General features: G+C 73.8%; 14 protein-coding genes. 9 read left to right on the forward strand and 5 right to left on the reverse strand.

Going from position 1 to position 18,081, the window contains the following annotated elements; translation table 11 throughout:
* Positions 1-84: 84 nt before the first annotated feature.
* On the forward strand, positions 85-1,584 hold the full coding sequence (locus tag ACFYWM_RS13235; protein WP_389913254.1) for a peptide MFS transporter: 1,500 nt from the start codon (positions 85-87) through the stop codon (positions 1,582-1,584).
* Positions 1,585-1,639: 55 nt separating this feature from the next.
* On the forward strand, positions 1,640-2,254 hold the full coding sequence (locus ACFYWM_RS13240) for a trimeric intracellular cation channel family protein (RefSeq protein ID WP_389913257.1): 615 nt from the start codon (positions 1,640-1,642) through the stop codon (positions 2,252-2,254).
* Between the two features lie 9 nt (positions 2,255-2,263).
* Here ACFYWM_RS13240 and ACFYWM_RS13245 read toward each other — a convergent pair whose 3' ends face one another.
* Entirely contained in the window at positions 2,264-3,700 is a 1,437-nt protein-coding gene (locus tag ACFYWM_RS13245; protein ID WP_389913260.1) for a PLP-dependent aminotransferase family protein, read from the reverse strand.
* Between the two features lie 75 nt (positions 3,701-3,775).
* On the opposite strand from ACFYWM_RS13245, the gene ACFYWM_RS13250 reads away from it, so the two are divergent.
* The 6 genes from ACFYWM_RS13250 to ACFYWM_RS13275 all read left to right on the forward strand — a co-directional run bounded on the left by ACFYWM_RS13250 (position 3,776) and on the right by ACFYWM_RS13275 (position 11,687).
* Positions 3,776-4,411 (forward strand): YitT family protein, encoded by a 636-nt coding sequence (locus ACFYWM_RS13250; protein WP_389913263.1) that lies wholly within the window; start codon positions 3,776-3,778, stop codon positions 4,409-4,411.
* Positions 4,412-4,429: 18 nt separating this feature from the next.
* Positions 4,430-6,190 (forward strand): glycoside hydrolase family 15 protein, encoded by a 1,761-nt coding sequence (locus ACFYWM_RS13255; protein WP_389913266.1) that lies wholly within the window; start codon positions 4,430-4,432, stop codon positions 6,188-6,190.
* Positions 6,191-6,360: 170 nt separating this feature from the next.
* A complete protein-coding gene (locus ACFYWM_RS13260; RefSeq protein WP_389913269.1) occupies positions 6,361-6,615 on the forward strand; it encodes a hypothetical protein in 255 nt (84 codons plus the stop codon).
* 94 nt (positions 6,616-6,709) lie between these two features.
* Complete coding sequence (locus ACFYWM_RS13265) at positions 6,710-7,666, forward strand: nucleotide exchange factor GrpE (protein ID WP_389913272.1); 957 nt, start codon at positions 6,710-6,712, stop codon at positions 7,664-7,666.
* A gap of 193 nt (positions 7,667-7,859) precedes the next feature.
* Positions 7,860-9,716 carry a dynamin family protein gene (locus ACFYWM_RS13270; protein ID WP_389913275.1) on the forward strand — a complete coding sequence of 619 codons (1,857 nt, stop codon included), beginning with the start codon at positions 7,860-7,862 and terminating at the stop codon, positions 9,714-9,716.
* 42 nt (positions 9,717-9,758) lie between these two features.
* Complete coding sequence (locus ACFYWM_RS13275; protein WP_389913278.1) at positions 9,759-11,687, forward strand: dynamin family protein; 1,929 nt, start codon at positions 9,759-9,761, stop codon at positions 11,685-11,687.
* Between the two features lie 197 nt (positions 11,688-11,884).
* Here the strand turns inward: ACFYWM_RS13275 and ACFYWM_RS13280 are convergent, their stop codons facing one another.
* From ACFYWM_RS13280 to ACFYWM_RS13290, 3 genes are all read right to left on the reverse strand, one after another.
* Complete coding sequence (locus ACFYWM_RS13280) at positions 11,885-14,656, reverse strand: Hsp70 family protein (protein WP_389913281.1); 2,772 nt, start codon at positions 14,654-14,656, stop codon at positions 11,885-11,887.
* Between the two features lie 226 nt (positions 14,657-14,882).
* On the reverse strand, positions 14,883-15,812 hold the full coding sequence (locus ACFYWM_RS13285) for a hypothetical protein (RefSeq protein ID WP_389913284.1): 930 nt from the start codon (positions 15,810-15,812) through the stop codon (positions 14,883-14,885).
* Between the two features lie 27 nt (positions 15,813-15,839).
* Positions 15,840-16,778: an LD-carboxypeptidase gene (locus tag ACFYWM_RS13290; RefSeq protein WP_389913287.1), complete on the reverse strand. Its 939-nt coding sequence runs from the start codon at positions 16,776-16,778 to the stop codon at positions 15,840-15,842.
* Between the two features lie 30 nt (positions 16,779-16,808).
* On the opposite strand from ACFYWM_RS13290, the gene ACFYWM_RS13295 reads away from it, so the two are divergent.
* Positions 16,809-17,699: a sulfotransferase family protein gene (locus ACFYWM_RS13295; RefSeq protein WP_389913290.1), complete on the forward strand. Its 891-nt coding sequence runs from the start codon at positions 16,809-16,811 to the stop codon at positions 17,697-17,699.
* A 22-nt stretch (positions 17,700-17,721) separates the two neighbouring features.
* On the opposite strand, the gene ACFYWM_RS13300 is transcribed toward ACFYWM_RS13295, so the two are convergent.
* Positions 17,722-18,072 carry a transposase gene (locus ACFYWM_RS13300; RefSeq protein ID WP_389913293.1) on the reverse strand — a complete coding sequence of 117 codons (351 nt, stop codon included), beginning with the start codon at positions 18,070-18,072 and terminating at the stop codon, positions 17,722-17,724.
* Positions 18,073-18,081 lie beyond the last annotated feature (9 nt).

An 18,081-nucleotide genomic window follows, 5' to 3' on the forward strand; every position in this document is an offset into this window, starting at 1 on the left:
ACATTGCACATCCGGCTTTCCCGTCCCGGCGGGAGGCGTACGTAGAGTTAGCCTCTGATCACGCGATGACGTTCGGGGGGACGCATGCCATCGGGAACACGGGCTCGCGAGAGGACCTTCTTCGGGCACCCGCGCGGCCTCGCCACGCTGTTCGGCACCGAGATGTGGGAGCGCTTCAGCTGGTACGGCCTGCGGGCCATCCTCGCCACCTTCATGGCCGCCTCCCCCGCCACGGGCGGCCTCGGGCTGACCGAGCAGACCGCCCAGGCGATCATCGGCATCTACGGCGCCCTCATCTATCTCGTCGCGCTGCCCGGCGGCTGGATCGCCGACCGGGTACTCGGGGCCCGCAGGGCGGTGCTGTGGGGCGGCGTCGTCATCATGTTCGGCCACATCAGCATGGCGATCCCCGCCAGGACCGGCGCCTTCGTCGCGCTCGGGCTGCTCCTCATCATCGCCGGGACCGGGCTGCTGAAGCCCAACATCTCCACGATGGTCGGCAAGCTCTACCCGCGGGACGACGACGCGCGCAGGGACGCGGGCTTCTCGATCTTCTACCTCGGCATCAACATCGGCGCCTTCATCGCCCCCATCGTCGTCGGCCGCCTCGCCGAGGGCGACCGCTGGCACCTGGGCTTCGGCGCGGCGGCGGTCGGCATGGCCCTGGGCCTGACGCAGTACGTGCTGGGCAGGCGCCACCTGCTGGGGACGGGCGAGCGGCCGGGCCACCGGATGACCCCGCGCGAGCGGCGGCACTTCACCCTCGCCGCCGTCGCGGCCGTCGTCGTGGCGGGCGGCGCGCTGGCCGTGTGGGCGGCCACCGGAACGTTCAGCCTCGACACCTTCGCCCTGGTGATGACGCTGCTCATCGTGGCGGTGCCGGTGTTCTACTTCGGCTACATCCTGCTGGGCAGCCACAACCTGACCGACGACGAGCGCTCCCGGATGAAGGCCTACGTCTGGCTGTTCGCCGCCGCCGCCGTCTTCTGGATGGTCTACGACCTGGCGCCGACCGTGCTGCTGTTCTTCGCCCAGAACAACACGGACCTGTCGCTGTTCGGCCTGCGGATCACCCCGGCGACCACGCAGGCGTTCAACCCGCTGTTCATCATGATCTTCGTGCCGGTCTTCGCGGCGCTGTGGGTCCGGCTGGGCAACCGGGTGACCGCTCCCCACAAGTTCTCGCTGGGACTGTTCGTCAACGGGCTGAGCTTCATGATCATGGCGCTCGCCGCCACGCTGGCCGCGACCGGGAGGATCTCGGTGTGGTGGCTGGTGCTGGTCTATCTCGTCCAGGTCTTCGGGGAGCTGGCGCTGAGCCCGGTCGGGCTCTCGGTCACCACCAAGCTCGCCCCCGAGGCGTTCAAGAGCCAGATGCTCGGGCTGTGGTTCCTCTCCTTCTCGGTGGGCGACGCGGTGGGCGGGCAGACGGGGCGGCTGAAGAACCACATGTCGGAGGCGGCGTACTTCCTCACCCTGGCCGCGATCTCCATCGTGGCCTCGCTGGTGCTGCTCGCGTTCGCGGGCCGGCTGCATGCGATGATGCGCGAGCACCGGGCGCCGGAGGCGTCCCCCGCGTCCTGACCGTCCCGCTCACCTCCTGGAAAGCGCATATATCCGGTCATGGGATGATTTATCCGTGAATCATGTGCTCGATCTCGTCGGGATCTTCGTCTTCGCCCTCTCGGGCGCCCTCGTCGGTGTGCGCAGGCGGCTCGACGTGGTGGGCATGACCGTGCTGGCCGAGATGACCGCGCTGGGCGGCGGCATCGCGCGCGACCTGATCCTGAACGTGCGGCCCGCGGCCTTCTCCAGCGTCGGGTACGTGGTCGTGCCGGTGGTGGCCACGGCGATCGTGTTCTTCTGGCACCCCCAGGTCGAGCGGTTGATGCCCGCGGTGAACGTCTTCGACGCCGCGGGGCTCGGCCTGTTCTGCGCGGTCGGCACCGAGAAGGCGATGTCCTTCGGCCTCTCCCCGCTGCACGCGGCCCTGCTCGGGGTCACCACCGGAGTCGGCGGCGGCATCCTGCGCGACGTCCTCTCCGGGCAGATCCCCAACCTGCTGTACGACCGCCAGTTCTACGCGGTGCCCGCCATGCTCGGCTCGGCGCTGATGGCGCTGCTCTACACCCTGGACCTGCACGGCTGGCCGGCCACGCTGGCCGCCGCGCTGCTGGCCTTCGGGCTGCGGATGGCCGCCGTGCGGCTGAGGCTGCGGGCCCCGCTGGCCAGGGGCGTCACCATCTCCGACTGAACCACGGGATCACAGGCTCGGGGTGAGGGGCTCGGCGGGGCGGATGCCGTACGCCCCCCTCAGCCTGGCCTCGGCGATGCGCCGCACGGCCTCGACGAGGACCCGGGGCGGCTGGGTGAAGGGGAGGCGGAGCCGGCCCTCCAGGGTGCCGTCCACCCCGAACCACTGCCCGGGGGCGAGGCGGACCCCCTGGCAGGCCGCCGCGTCGACCAGCGCGACGGCCGAGGGGCCGGACAGCCGCACCCAGAGCGAGCCGCCGCCCCGGGGCGTCAGGAAGCTCCAGTCGGGCATGCGCGCCGCCAGCTCGGCCGCCAGGACGTCCCTGGAGGCGCGGAGCAGGCGGGCCCGCTCGGCCCTCGCCTCCTCGATGCCCTCGAACAGCCCCGTCACCACCAGCTGCTCGAAGAGCGGGCTGGCGATGTCCACGGAGGCGCGGAGGACGGCCAGGCGGCGGACCGTCGCGGCGGTGGTGCGGATCCAGCCGATGCGCAGCCCGCCCCACCACAGCTTGGACGCCGAGCCGACGGTGATCACCCTGCCGTCGGTGTCGAACGCGGCCAGCGGCGTGGCCCGGGCCCCCTCGTCGATCGCCAGCTCGCACCAGCTCTCGTCGGCCACCAGCGTGGTGCCGTACCGCCTCGCCGCGGCGGCCAGGGCCGCCCGCGCCGTGTCGTCCATCAGGTGCCCGGTCGGGTTCTGGAAGTCGGGGATGACGTACACCAGGCGGGCGGCCGACTGGCGCATCGCGCAGGTCAGCAGGTCCAGGTCGCGCCAGCCCTCGTCGGGGACGCCGACCGGGACGATCCTGGCCCCGCGCGTCCTGGCCAGGTCCAGGACGTGCGGGTAGGTGGGCGACTCCACCAGCATCGGGTCGCCCCGGGAGAGCAGCAGCGTGGTCACCAGGTGGATGGCCTGCTGGGCCCCGGTGGTGACGAGGATCTGCTCGGGGCGGGTGGCCACCCCGCGCGCGGTGTAGCGGGCCGCGATCGCCTGGCGCAGCGGGGCGATCCCGACCGGGTCGTAGCCCATGCCGAGGGTGTAGCGGGGATATCGGTCGGTGGCGGCGGCGATCGCCCCGGGCAGCGTCGAGATCGCGCTCGGGGCCGCGGCGTGCAGCGGCAGCAGTCCGTCGTCCCCGGCGGCGAGCCAGGGGTTGTCGGTGCCCAGCGAGCCCGCGTCGGGCAGCGCGGTCCAGCTTCCCGCGCCCTGCCTGCTCTCCAGGTACCCCTGCTCGCGGAGCAGGTCGTAGGCCGAGGTCACGGTGGTGCGGCTCACGCCCAGGGCCGCGGCGAGATGCCGTTCGGCGGGCATCCGCACCCGCACGGGCAGCCGCCCGTCGAGGACCAGCGACCGCACGCTCCTGGCCAGGACCCGGTAGTACGGCCTGGCCGCGGGGTCGATCGACAGCAGGCGGGCGAGCTGGGGGCCGCTCAGGTACCGGTCCATGACGGTCATCGTAAGGCCACTTATCGCGATTGGCCCTTTTGATCTGACCCTATGGCCCTGACGATTGACGCCATTATGAGCGAACTCTCCCTGCCCGCCCTCGTCTCCCTTCCCAACCGGCTCACCCGCCTGTACGCGGGCCTGGCCCTCTACGGCGTCGGCGTGGCCCTGCAGATCGAGTCCCGGCTGGGCGGCAGCCCCTGGGACGTGTTCCACCAGGGGCTCTCCATCCACATGGGGCTGTCGATCGGCACCTGGATCATCATCGTGGGCGCCCTGGTCATGCTGCTGTGGATCCCGCTGCGGCAGCGGCCGGGGGTGGGCACCCTCAGCAACGTCGTCTTCCTGGGCCTGTTCGCCGACGCGGCCATGTGGCTGCTCCCGACCCCGGACGCGCTCGCCGCGCGCTGGGCGTACCTGCTGCTCGGCGTCGTGGTCACCGGCGCGGCGACCGGCCTGTACATCGGCGCGGGGCTCGGCCCCGGGCCGCGCGACGGCCTGATGACCGGCCTGAACCGCCTGGGCCTGTCCATCCGCTCGGCGCGCACCGTCATCGAGGTCACCGTGCTGGCGGCGGGCTGGCTGCTGGGCGGGACGGTGGGGGTGGGGACGCTGGTGTTCGCCCTCGCGATCGGGCCGCTGAGCCAGTTCTTCATGCCCAGGACCCGGCCGGGCGCCCAGTTCCTCCGGAGGTCACCGCGGACCCCGTGAAGGGGTTAACTTCGAGGCATGTGGATCGAGGACTACGCTCTCATCGGCGACATGCAGTCGGCGGCCCTGGTCGGCCGGAACGGCTCCATCGACTGGCTCTGCCTGCCGCGCTTCGACTCGCCCTCCTGCTTCGGGGCGCTGCTCGGCGACAAGAAGAACGGCCAGTGGTGGATCGGTCCCGCGCACGCCGAGCGTCCGCACGCCACCCGGCGCCGCTACCGGGGTGAGACCCTCGTCCTGGAGAGCGAGTGGGACACCCCGACCGGCACGGTCCGGGTGACCGACTTCATGCCCACCCGGCACACCAACCCCGACCTGGTGAGGATCGTGGAGGGCGTGTCCGGCACGGTGGAGATGGCCACCGAGATCCGCATCCGCTTCGACTACGGCCGCATCGTGCCCTGGGTGCGCCGCAGCGACGGCCTCCTGCAGGCCGTCGGCGGGCCCGACTCGGTGTGGCTGCACTCCCCCGTCCCGCTGGAGGGCGGCGACTACGCCCACCGGGCCAGGTTCGAGGTCTCCGAGGGCGACAGCCTCGCGTTCGTCTTCACCTGGCACCCCTCGCACGAGCCCCGGCCCGTCGAGATCGACCCGTACGAGCAGCTGGCCGAGACCGAGACGCTGTGGGCCGAGTGGGTCGAGCAGTGCACCTACCGGGGGCCGTGGCGCGAGGCCGTGGTCCGCTCGCTCATCACGCTCAAGGCGCTCACCTACGCCCCCACCGGCGGCATCGTCGCCGCCCCGACCACCTCGCTGCCCGAGGACCTCGGCGGCGTGCGCAACTGGGACTACCGCTACTGCTGGCTGCGCGACGCCACCATGACCCTGGACGCCCTGATCGGCGCCGGGTACCTGGAGGAGGCGGGCGCGTGGCGGTCCTGGCTGCTGCGGGCCATCGCGGGCCGCGCCCAGGACCTGCAGATCATGTACGGCGTCGCCGGGGAGCGCAGGCTGACGGAGCTGGAGCTCGACTGGCTGCCCGGCTACGAGAACTCCCGGCCGGTCAGGATCGGCAACGGCGCGGTCGACCAGCTCCAGCTGGACGTCTACGGCGAGGTCATGAACTCCCTGCACCTGTCGCGCGTCTCGGGCCTGCAGGCCGACCACCGGGCCTGGACCCTGCAGTACGAGCTGATCTCCTACGTCGAGGAGCACTGGGGCGACGCCGACGAGGGCCTGTGGGAGGTCCGCGGCCCGCGCCGGCACTTCGTCCACTCCAAGGTGATGTGCTGGGTCGCCGTCGACAGGGCGGTCAAGCAGGTCGAGGCCTTCGGCAAGCCCGCCCCGCTGGCGCGCTGGAAGGAGCTGCGCGACCGCATCCACGCCGAGATCTGCGACAAGGGCTTCGACCCGGTGCGCGGCACCTTCACCCAGTCGTACGGCTCGCAGGAGCTGGACGCGGCCCTGCTGCTGATCCCGATCGTCGGCTTCCTGCCGCCGGAGGACCCCCGCGTGGCCGGGACGGTGGAGGCGATCCAGCGCGAGCTGATGGTCGACGGCTTCGTGCTGCGCTATCCCGTCTCCCCCGACAACGACGTGGACGGCCTGCCCGGCGGCGAGGGCGCGTTCCTGGCGTGCAGCTTCTGGCTGGCCGAGGCACTGGCGATGATCGGCCGCAAGGACGAGGCCGTCGAGCTGTTCGAGCGCCTGCTGTCGCTACGCAACGACGTCGGCCTGCTCGCCGAGGAGTACGACCCCCGCTACGGCCGGATGGTCGGCAACTTCCCGCAGGCGTTCAGCCACGTTCCGCTGATCCACACCGCCCGCGCGCTCAGCTGAGACGGGGACATCCAAGCCCCTTTGTCGCTTTTCATCCCTTTTTATCGGGATAAGGGACGAGACTCGGCCGACTTTTCGGAAATTCACTAAGAAATCTGGGATCGGGCTGCAACAATCCGGTGCGATCGTCACTCTCATCTGACGTAACAACACCTGAAAGGAACGAACCAATGAGCGATTTCGACGTGACCACCACCGACCTGGTCGACTACGACGGCGACGGGGGCACCGACGCCCAGCTGATCGACACCGACGGTGACGGTCTCGCCGACGAGGAGCGCTACGACACCGACGGCGACGGCGTCACCGACGTCGTCTACCTCGACCACGACGGCGACGGCTACATCGACGAGACCCGGGTCGACCTGAACGGCGACGGGGTCTCCGACTACACCGAGACCGCGGGCCCCTTCCCGACCGTCTGATCCGGCGAGACCGGCACGAGCCCGTGTGACTCAACCCGCCTCCACCGGGGGACCCGGATCCGGGTTCACACGGGCCGCCGACGAAAGGCTTGCGATGAGGGACCGGCGCGCGTTCCTTCCCCTGCTCCTGGCCTGGCCGGCGCTGACCGGCTGCGGCGTGGTGACCGGGTTCGGAGGGGAGGCGTCCGGCGCGCCGTCGGCGCCGCTGCGCGACGGCGGCGTGCGCTCCCTGCGTCCCGGGGAGGGGGAGTCCGTCACGGTGGGCACACCGTTCGGGTTCCTCCCGCCGCCCCTGGTGCTCGCGGTGGCGGCGGGCGCCCTGGCCCTGGTGGTCGCGGGCCTGTACCTGTGGCACCGCGGCCGCCGCCCCACCCCTCCGGCGCCCCTTCCCGGCACCTGGGGAGCGGCTCCCGCGTCCACCGTGATGCCCCCGTTCCCGGCGTCTCCGGCGTTCCCGGCTTCCTCTGCGTTCCCGGCGTCTCCGGCGTTCCCGGCGTTCCCGGCGGGCGAGACGGGCGAGACGGGACGGGCGCAGGGGCACCCCGGCGCGGACCGCGCCGCGCCGCCGCCCGTACCGCCGTCCGCACCGCCGTCCGTGTCACCGTCCGTGTCACCACCTGTGTCACCGGCCGACCTGTCGGCGGACCCGCTGGCCGGGGCGCTGGCCGAGGTCGCGGGCAGCGGGGTCAGCGCCGCGCTCGCCCAGCAGGTGGAACGGCTCCTGGCCGGGGGCCACCCGGGCCGCGAGGCCCTGGTGGCCGCCTGCGTCGGCTACCGCGACCAGCTCGCCGAACGGCACCCCCGGCTGGCCGGGACGCTGCTGGAGGCGCTGAACCGGGCCGGCGTCCGGGAGATCGTCGCCGACGGGCGGCGCTTCGACCCGCGCCTGCACGAGGCGACCGGCACCGAGGCGGCCGGACGCCCCGAGCTGCACGACATCGTCGCCGAGACCGTCAGGTGGGGGTACGCCGACGGCGAGCGCGTGATCCGCGTGCCGCAGGTCGTCGTCTACCGCCACGACTCGCCACCGGACCAGGGGACCGGGCGGTGAGACCCCCCTCCCCGCCGCACCACTCCCTCACCCCCCGCACCGCCCCGGGGAACCGGGCCGCGAATGGTCCCTCCCACGCTCCCCGTACCGACCCAGGAGACGATCCCGACATGCCCGCTCAGACGCCCGTACCGGACGGCCGGGCCCACGCACCCGCCCTCGGGAACACCCCGGGCGGCCGGGACGGTGACGCGTGAACGCCGGGCCCGCGGACCTGCTGCGCCGCCTGTGCGACACCACCGCGGCCAGGCTCTCCGGCGCCGAGCTTCGCGAGCGGGTGCGGCAGGTGCGCGCCGGACTCGACGCCCCGCTGCGGGTCGCGGTGGCGGGCGCGGTGAGCAGCGGCAAGTCGACGCTGGTGAACGCGCTGCTCGGGCTGCCCGTCGCCCCGGTGGACGCGGGCGAGTGCACCTTCGTGGTCACCCAGTACGAGTACGGCGAGGACGACGGCCACATCACGGTCGAGCTCACCGACGGCGGGACGGTCCACTCCCGGCTGCTGCCCGGCCACCGGCTCCCCGCCGAGTTCGGCGTCGAGGTGGCCAGGATCCGGCGCCTGCGGGTCACGCTCGACCTGCCGTCGCTGCGCACGATCACCATCGTCGACACCCCCGGCATGAACACGGTGACGGTCGCCAACGAGCGGGCGGCCAGGAGCATGCTGTTCGGCTCGGGCGACGAGGACGACCGCGCCCAGGCGATGATCTACGTGCTGCGCTACGTCCAGAAGTTCGACGACACCACCCTCGCCGAGTTCCGCGGGCTGACCGACGCCTGCGGCATGAGCTGCGTCAACACCCTCGCCGTGCTCGGCCAGGTCGACCGGCGCGGCGACGAGGGCGACCCGTGGCCGACCGCCAGGCGGCTCGCCGCCAAGGGGTACGAGGACCTGCGCACCTCCGTCTTCGACGTGGTCCCGGTGATCGGCCTGCTGGCCGAGACCGCGCGGGCCCGGCCGCTGGACGCCGAGGACGCGGCGGGCCTGGCGGCGCTGGCCGGGCTCGACGAGGACGACCTGGAGGACTACCTCCTGGACCTGGACGACTTCCGCTCGGCGCCCGAGCTGCCCGTACCGGCCGAGGTGCGGCACCGGCTGGTGGAGCGGCTGCACCGCTACGGCGTCACCAGCGCGGTGGAGGCGGTGCGCGCGGCCGGGACGGCCGACCCCGCGATGCTCGCCGCCCACCTGCTGGAGCGGTCGGGCTACGCCTCCGCGGGCCGGGCCGCGACCGGCTCGGTGGCCGCGGGCATCGCCCACTTCGCCCGCCGCGCCGACCAGCTGAAGGCGCTCGACGCGCTGACCCGGCTGCGCGCGATCGCCCGCACGCCCGCGCTGGGGGCCGACCGCGCCACCCTGGACGCGCTGGCGGCCCAGCTCGACGAGAACCGGCCGATCGCCACCGCCCTGGGCGGCCTGCGGATCTTCACCGCCGCCGAGGCGCTCGGCCGCGGCACGCTCGTGCTGGACGAGGAGATGACCGGGGAGCTGCTGCGCCTGGCCCGCCACGACGAGCCCGCCGAGCAGCTCGGCCTGCCCGCCGGGGCCACCCCCGCGCAGGTCGCCGCCGCGGCCACGGCGGCGTCGATGCGCTGGCGCACCCTCGCCATGATGAGCGAGGGCAGGAGCGGCGGGCACCGGGCCAGGGACGTGCTGACCGTCCTGGAGGACCTCGTCTCGGCCGCGCTGGACGAGGTGGCGCTGGAGGAGGCGGCACAGGGCACCGCCCAGGACGGGCGGGTGGCCTCCGGCGGCGGCGAGCCGCTCCCCCCGGTCCGGGTGGACCCCGCCGCGATCGAGGCGCTGCGGGCCTCCCCCCTGGTCCCCGCCGACGACCGGCGGGCGCTGGAACTCCTGCTCGCGGGTTCCGAGCTGGCCACCCAGCTCGGGGCGCCGCCCGGGGCGCCGCGCGCCGAGGTCGCGGGCTACGCCGCCGCCCTGGGCGCCCGGTTCCGCACCCTCACCCACCGGCCGCTCTCCCTGCGGCAGCGGCGGGCCGCCGAGACCCTGTGCGAGGCGTACGAGACCATCTGGGCGCACTACGGCTCCTGAGCGCCCCTACCACCGAACCATCCCCGACAGGAGAAAAGGCTCATGACGACCCCCGACCCGACCGGCCCCGTGGCCAGGTTGCTGCGCTACGCCAACGAGGTCCACGCGCTGGCCGGGCAGTGCGGCAGGAAGGACCTGGCGGAGGTGCTGGCCGCGTGCGCGGGCCGCTGGAAGGACGAGTGCACCGACATCGTGGTCGCCGGGGCGCAGAAGCGCGGCAAGAGCCGGCTGCTCAACACGCTGGTGGCCCACCCCGACCTGCTCCCCGTCGACGCCGACGTCGCCACCAACTGCTTCCTGTCGCTGCGGCGCGGCCCCCGGCTCGCCGCCGTCGTACACCGGAGCACCGACGCGGGGCCGGTCCAGACGCCGATCACCGTCGAGTCGATCCCCGACTACGCCTCGATGCGCGGCGACGCGGGCAAGCGCCGCGACGTCGTGAGCGTGGACATCACCCTCGACAACCCCCTGCTCGACGGCCTGCGGCTGCTCGACACCCCCGGCGTGGACAGCCTGACGGTCGGCCACCGGCAGGTGACGGTGGCCATGCTGCAGCGGGCCGACGCGCTGCTGTTCACGCTCAGCGCCCAGGACCAGCCGGTGCTCAGGCACGAGCTGGAGTTCCTCGCCGAGGCCGCCGAACGGGTCCAGGCGATCGCGTTCGTCCTGACGAAGGTGGAGGACTCGGCCAACTGGCGCGCCCTGCAGGAGGAGAACAGGGCCCGCCTGCGGACCTTCGTCACCGAGGCGATCGCGGCGAGCCCCGGCAGGGCGGCGACGCTGGCCCCGCTGCTGGAGGCGCCGTGGATCCCGGTGAGCGCCAAGCTCGCCGAGGCCGCCGAGGTCAAGCGGCGCGAGGGACGCACCGAGCGCGCCGACACCCTGCGGGCGCGCAGCGGCATGGACGTGCTGGAGCGGCACCTGCGCGGCTTCGCCGAGGGCCGGGACTCCGCGCGGGGCGCCACGGTGGTCGCCGCCGCGCTGTCGGTGCTGGGCTCGCTGGCCACCGGCGCGAAGGACGACGTCGCCGTGGGCTCCGACGACGAGGGCGACGTCACCGCCCGGCTGGCCGAGGTGGACGCCGGCCTGGCGGAGCTCGCCGAGCTCGCGGGCCGCCGCAGGGCGGGCGCGGTGGCCAACACCTTCCTCGGGCGCGAGGTGGCGGGCATCGTGGCGGCGCGGGTGTCGGAGATCCGCCAGCCGTACGAGAACACGATCGCCACGCTGAAGAAGCAGGCCCAGCTCGACCAGTACATGGCGGAGCTGCCGGAGAGCGTGCAGCGCTCCCTGGAGGCGGCCTGGTCGCAGATCGTCTACGACGTGGAGAAGCTGGCCAGGACCACGCTGGACGCCTTCGCCCGCGACCTCGGCCTCGACCCGGTCGACCTGGCCACCGACGGCCGCGCGATGCCCAACCTGACGCAGGTCCAGGTGAAGGGTGACATGGCCGCGGACGACCCGGGCGGCGTGGACCTGATCAGGGACGTGCTGCCCTCGGCCTCGATCGGTCTGTCCCTGGGCGGCTTCGCCACGGCCCTGCTCGGCCCGGTGGGCTTCATCCTGGTCGCCCCGGCCATCGGGGCGGCCATCTTCATGGGACGCCGCTCGATGGAGAAGGTGCAGCGCAGCCAGGCGGCGATCCGGGGGGCGCTGCGCGACCAGTTCTCGGTGGTCGCCAGGGAGATGACGCTCGACCTGGAGCGGATGGTGGCGACCTGGCGGGTGGGCGTCGAGCAGGCCGCCGACGACAGCCTGGCGCGACGCCGCAGGGAGCTGGAGACCAGGCGGGCCGAGCTGAAGTCCGCCTCCGCCCGCTCGGCCGCCGACCGCCTCAAGGCCCGCAAGTCCGGCGAGGACCGCATCGCCGCGATCGGCACCCTCACCACCCGGGGCCAGGAGCTCCGCAAGGAGCTGGCGGCCGCGGTCGCCGCCCTGGGCGCGGAACGACCGGCATCCGCCGCGACGACCTGACCTGACCTGACACCTCCGGCCCGTGGCGGCCGGCCGCGCGGTCATGGCCGGTCATCGTCGGCCGTCGCTCCAGCGGGTGACGAAAGCCGGGCCGGAATCGCTCCGGCGGGTCACGAAGACCGGGCCGGAGCGGCGACGCGCCCGTGGGGCTGCGGTGCCGTGGTGCCCCCGCCGCCCTTGGCGGGGGCCGTGAACGGTCAGAGCGGCAGGTGCACCAGGGTGGCGGGCTGGTCGCGGGCGGTGCCGTTCGCGTCGGCGGGGCGGTGCAGGCAGAGCAGGCCGCCGGACACCCGGGCGACCGGCTCGAACGTCCCCGGCGTGCGGTGCACCTCCCGCGCCCCGCCGGGGGTGACGTGCAGCAGCCTGCTGCGGCCCGCGTCCCGCATGGTCATCCACATCGAGTCGCCGTCGGCGACGAACCTGGGGCGCTCCCAGCGGTGCCGCGAGGTGAGGTGACCGGCCAGCGTCGCCGACTGCTTGCCCATCAGGAACTCCAGTGTCTGGGAGCGCTGGTCGAAGATCCCGACCGACCAGCCCCTGGCCGGGCTCACCTGGTCGACGCCGACCGCGTAGATCTGGCCGCCCGCCGGGAACCAGCGCAGCGCGCCGCCCCGGGGGCGCGGCATGACCAGCCTGGTCCCGCCGTCCGCGGTGCCCGCCTCCAGCCCCGCCGAGCCGGAGGTGAACCACCTGCCCCGGTGCAGGACCACCTGGTGCAGCCAGCCGCGCCCCGGCTCGCGCACCGTCGGGCGCACGACGCCGCCTGGGTCGACCAGGCACAGCACCTGCCACGGCCGGAAGTCCTGGTGCCGGTTCTGGAACATCGGCTTGTTGCTGCTGAACTGCCCGAGCACCACCGTGCAGCCCGGCGCGCCCACCGAGGGCGAGGGCTCGGTGCCGCCGGGGGCCTCCTGGTCGAGCAGCCGGCGCAGCCTGTTGTCCTCGTTGAGGAACCACTGGGCGTGGGGGCCCAGCTCGCGCGGCTGGGGGGCCTGGAAGGCGAAGGTCCCGGCCAGGTCGAGCTCGATCATGGCCAGCTGGCCGGTCTCGCCCCAGGGCAGGCCCATCGTGGTGTCGACCGGGACGGCCTGCCGGGAGTGGAAGAACACCCACGCCGTACGGCCGTGGGCGATCACCGTCGGGTCGCCCCACATCTGCATCGGGTGGGTGGCCCGGATGGCCAGGTCGGGGGTGAGGGTGCGGACCAGCACCTGCGCGGGCCCCACCTGCTCCACGGCCACGACGCCCTCCCCGGACGCGGCCCACTCCACGAGCCTGCCGAAGCGGAGCTCCCGGTCGTGGCGGCCCCCGACGCCGTCGAGCCTGCGCAGGAAGTGGCCGTTGTCGAAGGCCTGGTGGACGAAGACCCGGCCCGCCTCGGCCCGCGCCTCCAGCACGGCGTCCATGACCTTCTCGATCCCCTGGACCGTGGGCCCGCCCGCCGCGCCTCCGGCACCTCCTCCTGAGCCCCCTGGGCCTCCTGGGCCTCCTGGCGGGCCGGTGGGGGTCCGGTGGCCGCCGGTGGCGCCGTCCTCGGGACCGCTGAGCACCCGGTGGTCCCCGGTGGCGCCGCCCGCCGGACCGGTGAAGGCCCGCTGCCCCGTGGCCGGGCCCGCCGCCGGACCCGCGCTCGGACCGGCCACCGGACCCGCCACCGGGCCCGCGGCCGGACCGGCGAGCGGGCCCGCGATCGGCGCGCCGGGCGGCCGGTGTCCCCCGGCCGGGCCGCCCGCCGGGAGCGGGGAGTCCGTCGCCGGGCCGGTGAAGGCCCGCTGCCCGGGACCGGAGACCTGCCCGGTGCCGGGAACACCAGGAGCACCGGGAACACCGGTGGGCACCGGGTGGCCGCCGGTGGCGGGGCCGGTTCCCCGGCCGGGCTCGCGGTGCTCGACCTTGAGCTTCCAGGCCAGCTGCGCGGCGCCGTAGGCGACCACGATCTTCGGGTCGTCGTAGGTCCTGACCCGCTCGCCGAAGCGCTCGCGTACGGCCTTCTGGACCAGCGGCATCCTGCTGGGCCCGCCGGTCATGAACACCGCGGCCAGATCGTCCGGCCCGACCCCCGCGCCCCGGATCGTCTCGTCCAGGATGTCGACCGTCCTGACGATCTCCTCGCCGATGAGGTCCTCCAGGTCGGCCCTGGTGATGTGGACGTCCTCGTTGATGCCCACCACGTAGTGGGAGGAGGTGTCGAACTTCGACAGCGTCTCCTTGGCCTCCCTGGCCATCTTGAGCAGGTCGGCGGCGTAGCTGACGTAGCGGCGCTCGGGGTTGGTGGTCACCTGCAGCCACCAGTCGGCGTCGAGCCGCTCGATCTGGGCGCCGAGGAAGGCGAAGACCTGCTCGTCGAACCCCTCGCCGCCGATCTCGTCGCTGCCCCCCGGCTCGCCGACGACCGCGAAGTCGCCGCCGTCCACGGTGAGCACGGCCGCGTCGAACGTGCCGCCGCCGAGGTCGTAGACGGCGAGCCGCGAGCCGCCGCCGGGCGCCCGCCCCGCGGAGGCGTAGTAGCGGGCCGAGGCCACGGGCTCGTCGATGAGCGCGATCCGCACCCCGCTGACGACCTTCCGCGCCGCCGCCAGCAGCACCGCCTTGCGGTCGGCGCCCCAGGCCACCGGATGGGTGAGCGCGATGCAGTCGGGGTCGGCGCCGTCGAAGCGCCGCCGCCCCTCGCTGACGAACAGCTCCAGCAGCGCCGCCAGGGCGTCGGCCACGTCCACCGGGACGCCGCCGAGCAGCATCCGGCCCCGGCCGACGTAGCGCTTGGGGTTGCGCTCGACACGCTCGGGGCTGATCGCGATGCCCCGCTGGGCGATCCTGCCCGCCACGAGCTCGCCCCGCTCGTCCAGCATGACGGCTGAGGGGATGCGCCGCTCCCCCTCGACCTCCAGGACGTCGAAGCGCCCTTCCGCCGCCATCACCCCGGCGGAGAAACTCGTCCCCAGATCGACACCGAGGCACCACTGCGCCATGTCCACTCCTCGTAGATCAGGACCCATCATCCCGCATCCGGCGACCGCGGCCGGGGCACGGGCCGAAGCGCCGGGACCGGTCCAGGACCCTGGACGTCGGCGATCGCCGGGACGGGCGCGGGAACGTCCTCATCATCTCGCGCCCGCGCCGGTGCCGTCTCCACGGCTCGTGACTCCGCCCTGCGAAGCCGTACGAGGAAGCCGTACGGGCGGGCGGGAAAGCGGGTCAGCCGCCGGTGGCGCCGTCGGGGCGGAGGGCCAGGGCGGCGAGGACCCGGGCGAAGTCCGGCGGGGGCGCGACCACCAGCCGGGTCTGCCCGTCCTGGCTGACCAGGTCGGCCCTGATCAGGGAGAGGCGGCCGCCGTGCCACCAGTAGACCTGCGGGCTGAGGGCACCGGCGCGCTTGTCGAACTCCCGCTGGGCGAACAGCCGCAGCCGCTCGATCGCGCGCACCACGCCGATGCTCTCGACCGGGTGGACGATCAGCGTCGCCGGGTCGGGCAGGGCGACGAGGACCCCGTCGGAGGGGACCGGCAGGTAGTCGCCCAGCCTGCGCAGGTGGGCGGCGGCCCCCTCGGTGGGGCCGGTCAGCCTGCGGACCGCCACGCCGCCGAGGTCACCCTCGGTGACCGAGAGCCGCTCCTCCCGGTGGGTGTTCTCCAGGGCCAGGTCGAGGGCCTGGCCCGCGGTGATCGGCCAGCAGCCGACCTCCTCGGGGCGGACCGGGCGCCCGGTGGCGGCGTCGCCGACGGCGAGCACCTCGACCAGGTCGGCGGTGAGGTGGCGCCCGACCACGCGGGCCGGGTCGAGGTCGTCCTCCAGCTGGATGCGGGTCCGCAGCATCGGGCGTACCTGCTCCAGCTCGCAGGCGTCGAACGGCTCGTCCGCCGTGGCCAGGGTGTGGGACAGGTGCTCGGAGACGAGCACGGGCCAGTCCTCGCGGGAGCGCCGCAGCGCCTCGGCGCGCAGCCCGGCGAGCCGCACCACGACCCGGCGCGGGCCGGTGAGCGTCAGGGCCGCGCCGCCGGGATCGAAGGCGCAGGCGTAGCCCAGATTGTCGGCGACCAGGGCGAGCAGGGAGTCGAGATCGACCTCTTCGACCGGACGCGGCGGCGTCTCGGTCCGCCGGTCACGGTGTCGCCGGAACAATCTCACGCGTGCGCCCCCTCTGCCGGTTTCCTCCTAGGTTCGCACCCAGAGTGCCTGGTCGGCGCCCCCTGTTGAGTAGGCCAGAGAGCACGATTTTGCATCAATAGCACCAAGTGCCCCGAGCAATACAGAAAACTGTGGCTTTCCATGCCCTATCGGAAGCCCCGCGACGACCGGCACGCCGAGCGGCGCGAGCAGCTCCTCCAGCACCGGGTACGGGTCGCCGCAGCCGACCCAGGACCCCAGGACGAACCCGGCGGCCCCGTCGAGCGCCCCCGCCTGCAGCAGCTGGGTGATCATCCTGTCGATCCGGTACGGCGCCTCGGTGACGTCCTCCAGCAGGACGATCCGGCCCCGCGCCGACAGCGCGTACGGCGTGCCGCAGAGCGCGGCCAGCAGGCTGAGGTTACCGCCGGTGACCGGCGCGGTGACCTCGCCGGGAACGATCACCCGGTCGCCGGTGATCGTCGGCGGGGCCCCGGTGAGGGCGGCCCCGAAGTTCTCGAAGGTGCGCGGCTCGGGCCCCTCGGGATCGCTGATCGTGGAGCAGGCCGGCATCGGCCCGAACCAGGAGGCGACGCCCAGCTCCACGGCGAACGCGCTGTGCAGGGCCGTGATGTCGCTGGAGCCGACCAGCGCCTTGGGCCCGGCGGCCCGCATGGCGTCCCAGTCGAGGTGGCCGAGGAGGCGGGTGGCGCCGTAGCCGCCACGGGCGCAGAACACCGCGCTCACCGCGGGGTCGCACCAGGCGTCCTGCAGATCGGACGCGCGGGCGGCGTCCGGGCCCGCCAGGTAGCGATCCCTGTCGAGGACGTGGGCGCCGACGACGACCTTCAGCCCGAGCCCCTCCAGGACGCGGATGCCGCGCGCCAGCCGCTCGGAATCGGGAGGTCCGGACGGGGCGACCACCGCCACCGTGTCGCCCGGGCGCGGCGGAGGCGGGACCGGTATCCCGGCGGCCGGTTCGTTCACTCCGCAAACGGTGCCACACTGGGCTTTCATATGCGACCTCCGCCCCACATCCTGGTGGTCAACGGCATCAAGGTCCGCAGGCCGGTGTTCGTGCTCGCCGCCCCGCACTCCGGCGCGGATCTGCTGGCCCGCGCCCTGAAACGCTCCCCCGGATTCCACGTCACCATGGGGCGGGCGGCGGTGGCGCACGTCGTCTACGCCTTCGCCCGGCGGCCCTCGATCGCGGGACGGGGCATGGGCGCGACCCGCGTGCTCCGCGACGCCATGGCCGAGTCCTGGCAGATCGTCCCCGGCGCCTGCGAGGAGTGCCCGGCCCCGTGCCGGGAGGCGGGCGGCGTGACCGGGGCCGGGCCCTGCGTGGCGTCGGGCTCGGTGACCCGCTTCGGCGACGCCAGCCCCGACCTGCTCTACAGCGCCTCGGTGCTGCTGCAGGCCTTCCCCGACGCCCGCTTCGTCCAGCTCATCAGGGACGGCCGCGACGTGGCCGCCGACATGCTGGCCGACCCCGCGTCCCTGACGTGGTTCAAGCCGGCCATGCTGAGCGACGAGACGGAGTTTCCCAACCCGTTCCTCGGCGTCAACTCCGGCGAGCACCGCGAGCGCTGGAAGGCGATGCCCACGGCGGGCAAGTGCGCGCTGCGCTGGCGCAGCGCGGTGCGGCTGTCGGCCTCGCTGCACCAGGAGCTGCCCCGCGAGCAGTTGCTGACCCTGCGCTACGAGGACCTGGTCTCCTCCCCCGCAGAGTCCCTGGACGGGCTCTCCCGCTTCCTGGAGACGCGGGTCCCCAAGATCGCCCTGCTGGGCAGGAACGTCCCCAAGGTGGGCGTCTGGCGCACGCGCCTGCGCGGGCAGGACGCCGAGCTGGTGGCCAAGGTCGCCCGCGAGGAACTCGCCCGCCTGGGCTACGCCCCGTCACCCTGACCGCCGGTCCGCGCGGGTTCGGTCACCAGTTCGCGACCTCGAACAGCGCGCCGGGCCGGATGTCCCCCGGCGGGCCCGCCGCGGGGCCGGGATTCCCTCCGTCGCCGGAGCCGCCTCGCAGCTCGCCCAGGATCGTCTCCCAGGTGCCGTCCGAGGACCAGCGGCGGTGCCGGTTGTAGACCGTCTTCCAGTTGCCGTACGTATCCGGCAGCTTCCGCCAGGGACAGCCGCTCCTGGTGCGGAAGAACACCCCGTCGATGATCGTGCGGTGATCGGCCCACCGGTTCCCCCGCCGGGCGTGAGCGGGCAGCAACGGCGCCAGCCGCCCCCACTCGTCGTCGGTCAGGTCGTCGCGTCTCAGCCGGTCGTCCACTTCCCCATG

Source organism: Streptosporangium sp. NPDC002721 (genome assembly GCF_042888905.1).
Lineage (GTDB): Bacteria > Actinomycetota > Actinomycetes > Streptosporangiales > Streptosporangiaceae > Streptosporangium.

What these genes read in the sequence shown, in the direction of transcription:
- ACFYWM_RS13250 (WP_389913263.1), top strand. Translation starts at nt 3,776, where the DNA reads ATGAGCGAACTCTCCCTGCCCGCCCTCGTCTCCCTTCCCAACCGGCTC.
- ACFYWM_RS13275 (WP_389913278.1), top strand. Translation starts at nt 9,759, where the DNA reads ATGACGACCCCCGACCCGACCGGCCCCGTGGCCAGGTTGCTGCGCTAC.
- ACFYWM_RS13260 (WP_389913269.1), top strand. Translation starts at nt 6,361, where the DNA reads ATGAGCGATTTCGACGTGACCACCACCGACCTGGTCGACTACGACGGC.
- ACFYWM_RS13295 (WP_389913290.1), top strand. Translation starts at nt 16,809, where the DNA reads ATGCGACCTCCGCCCCACATCCTGGTGGTCAACGGCATCAAGGTCCGC.
- ACFYWM_RS13235 (WP_389913254.1), top strand. Translation starts at nt 85, where the DNA reads ATGCCATCGGGAACACGGGCTCGCGAGAGGACCTTCTTCGGGCACCCG.
- ACFYWM_RS13265 (WP_389913272.1), top strand. Translation starts at nt 6,710, where the DNA reads ATGAGGGACCGGCGCGCGTTCCTTCCCCTGCTCCTGGCCTGGCCGGCG.
- ACFYWM_RS13245 (WP_389913260.1), bottom strand. Translation starts at nt 3,700, where the DNA reads ATGGACCGGTACCTGAGCGGCCCCCAGCTCGCCCGCCTGCTGTCGATC.
- ACFYWM_RS13255 (WP_389913266.1), top strand. Translation starts at nt 4,430, where the DNA reads ATGTGGATCGAGGACTACGCTCTCATCGGCGACATGCAGTCGGCGGCC.
- ACFYWM_RS13280 (WP_389913281.1), bottom strand. Translation starts at nt 14,656, where the DNA reads ATGGCGCAGTGGTGCCTCGGTGTCGATCTGGGGACGAGTTTCTCCGCC.